Source organism: Flavobacteriales bacterium, from assembly GCA_013214975.1.
In the GTDB taxonomy this organism is placed as follows: Bacteria; Bacteroidota; Bacteroidia; order DT-38; family DT-38; genus DT-38.
The window spans coordinates 1-3,185 of the sequence record JABSPR010000245.1 but is presented as its reverse complement, the minus strand read 5'-3'; the positions used below and the strand labels follow the sequence as shown (position 1 = coordinate 3,185).

Below are 3,185 nucleotides of genomic sequence, written 5' to 3'. Positions count from 1 at the left end.
GCGCTGTTCTGCATTAAAACCCTGAGCAGCTAATCTTATCTCCATTCCAGAGATGACGTTAAAACAAGCAAACAAAAACCATTTTTCGAGTGATCTGTGTTTATCGATAAGCGATTTCATTTTAGGAATCGAAATTTCTAGGGTTTCTACTGCACTAAAGCATTTTATGCTAAAAGCCGGAGGTTGTTCTGTAGATAAAGAACTTAAAGATGCAGATAAGCTATACAACGGACTTGAAAAAGATCAAGAAAAACTAGTTCGAGAAAACGAGAACCTTCATTCGTTAGTGAAAAGAAATAAGGAGACCATCGAACAAGCCAAAAAGGATATTGAAACAGCAAAAAATGATATTGTAACCAACACTAAAAATCAAGAAACAAAAAAAGGAGAAATAAAAAATCAATTAATAATTGTAACTGCATTGCACGAAAAAAGATCGGCGATTAAATAATATTTAATCTATAATATAGTAAGATGGTGCAGTTAGATGGAAGCTATTGTAATAGCTTATTCAGATATTCAAGATACGTTTCAAGAGAAGTTCGCATAGGCAATATTCCTCTAGGTGGAAACAATCCTATCCGCGTGCAATCCATGACCACCACGGACACCATGGATACAGAAGCAACTATAGAGCAATCCATTCGAATGATTAAGGCCGGATGCGAATACGTCCGAATCACTGCTCCCAGTATCAAGGAAGCACATAATCTTCAAAACATTAAAGACGGCTTACGAAGCAGAGGTTATGACACACCTATTGTTGCTGATATCCATTTTACGCCTAACGCTGCGGAGGTGGCAGCTCGGATAGTAGAAAAAGTAAGGGTTAATCCAGGGAATTATGCAGATCGTAAAAAGTTCGAAACGCATATTTACGATGATGCTACATACTATGCCGAAAAAGATAGAATAAGAGAACGATTTACTCCATTGGTAAAGATTTGCAAGGAACATGGCACTGCCATGCGAATTGGAACAAACCATGGTTCCTTATCCGATCGCATCTTAAGTCGATATGGTGATACACCCTTAGGCATGGTAGAATCTGCGCTTGAGTTTGTTCGAATCTGTGAAGAGAATGCTTTCGATCAAATCGTTCTTTCCATGAAGGCAAGCAATCCACAAGTAATGGTACAAGCGTATAGACTTCTTGTACAAAAAATGACCGATGAGGGTATGGACTACCCTCTACACCTTGGTGTAACGGAAGCAGGTGAAGGCGAGGATGGAAGAATAAAATCTGCTGTTGGCATAGGCACTTTATTGGAAGACGGCTTGGGCGATACTGTTCGCGTTTCACTTACTGAAGAGCCCGAATTTGAACTCCCAGTGGCACTTAGTTTAATTAATCGATATAAGTCAAGATCTGGTCACAACGTAATAGAAACTGTGGATACAGATACATTCAACGCCTTCGAATTCAACAAGAGAGTTGCTTCATCCGTTAAAAATATTGGAGAAAAGAATGTCCCGAGAGTCATTGCAGATTATTCTTCCTTTAAAAATATTAGTGCAACCGATCTTGCCTCAACAGGAAATAAATATTCGAAAGGGTTAGACAAATGGCACCTTACCGATAACGCGTGTGATTATATCTATTTAGGGAATGGCTCTATTAATTTTGGGCTTCCAGGAACGCTTAGCGTAATTCAAGATCAAAACGTTTGGCAAGGAACACATCAACATTTTCCTCTTTTTACAATTGAGGAATATTCAAATACCAGTAATAAATCGAATGAACTAAACTTCATTTCGTGTGAAGTTGACGAATTAAAGGATGCTTTTATTGAAGGTCTGAAACAAGACGGAACTGCCGTTCTTATTCTCGAATCATCAAATAGTCATGCCTTCGCGGACTTAAGATCTGGTTTCCTTAAGCTTCAAAACAAAATCTGTAACACCCCTATCATCATCAAAAGAACCTTTGATACTAATGATCTTAGTGATTTTCAGATATATGCCTCCACGGATATCGGCGGGCTTCTACTGGAAGGATTTGGAGATGGCACAATGCTGATTGGAGAAATCTCTCTTGGAATAGATACAATTAATTCTACTTGCTTTGGAATACTTCAAGCAACGAGAAGCAGAATTACGCGAACAGACTATATATCTTGTCCATCTTGTGGAAGAACACTATTCGACTTGCAAGAAACTACTGCTAAAATCCGTGAGAGAACTGATCATCTTAAAGGAGTTAAAATCGGAATTATGGGTTGTATCGTAAACGGACCAGGCGAAATGGCGGATGCCGATTATGGGTATGTTGGAACTGGTGTAGATAAAATAACTTTGTACAAAGGACAAGAGGTGGTTCAAAAAAACATTCCATCATCAGAGGCGGTTGATGCTTTGATTGGCCTAATTAAATCGCATGGTGATTGGGTAGAAAGAGAATTAGTCTAGCTTAATTCTTCGTAGGGTATTGCATCCAATTCAGACTTTATACTATCTCTAATTTTTTCGAACGCCGGCATATTGTCTTTCGACACTGGATTAGAAGGTGGTAGCTTTTGTTTATAAGGATCAACCTGTTTCCCATTCTTCCAGAAACGATAACAAACATGAGGACCCGTTGCTAAACCAGTACTTCCAACGAAGCCTATAATGTCTCCTTGCCTAACTCTAACCCCCGGTTTAATACCCGTTTTAATTTTAGTCATGTGAAGATACTGCGTTGTGTACGTGCCATTGTGTTTAACCTTCACGTAGTTCCCATTATATTTTTTATAACGAGCGTCGGTAATTACACCATCAGCTGTTGCCATAATGGGTGTTCCTTTAGGTGCTGCATAGTCGGTTCCTAAATGGGCTTTATATCTTTTTTGAACGGGATGAAATCTTCTACCAGAATATCGAGAAGATATTCTACTAAACTTCAAAGGCGCTTTTAGGAACGTTCTGCGGAGGCCATTTGCTTTCAAATCGAAAAATTCTGGAATGTCATTCTGTACAAAAGGAATTGCATATATCTCTTTTTTTGCATGCTCAAAAAGCGCAGATTCAATATGGTCTATTCCAACTGACTTCCCCTCTACAAATTGCTCAAAGTATATCACTTTAAATTTATCTCCCTTTTGTAAGCGATAGAAATCGATTGTCCAAGCAAATAAATCTGCCATATCGCTAGATAACATGCCACTCGCACCGGCATTAACTAGCGTTTGATATAAAGATGAATT

At 38.6% G+C, this 3,185-nt stretch carries 3 protein-coding genes; 2 read left to right on the top strand and 1 reads right to left on the bottom strand.

Going from position 1 to position 3,185, the window contains the following annotated elements; genetic code table 11:
• Positions 1 to 52: 52 nt before the first annotated feature.
• Positions 53 to 451, top strand: a complete 399-nt coding sequence (locus tag HRT72_08065) for a hypothetical protein (protein NQY67663.1) — start codon at positions 53 to 55, stop codon at positions 449 to 451.
• Positions 452 to 474: 23 nt separating this feature from the next.
• Complete coding sequence (ispG, locus tag HRT72_08060) at positions 475 to 2,409, top strand: (E)-4-hydroxy-3-methylbut-2-enyl-diphosphate synthase (protein ID NQY67662.1); 1,935 nt, start codon at positions 475 to 477, stop codon at positions 2,407 to 2,409.
• Here the strand turns inward: ispG and HRT72_08055 are convergent.
• The coding region (locus HRT72_08055) for a peptidoglycan DD-metalloendopeptidase family protein (protein ID NQY67661.1) at positions 2,406 to 3,185 on the bottom strand (780 nt) is incomplete at its 5' end. The genes ispG and HRT72_08055 overlap by 4 nt on opposite strands.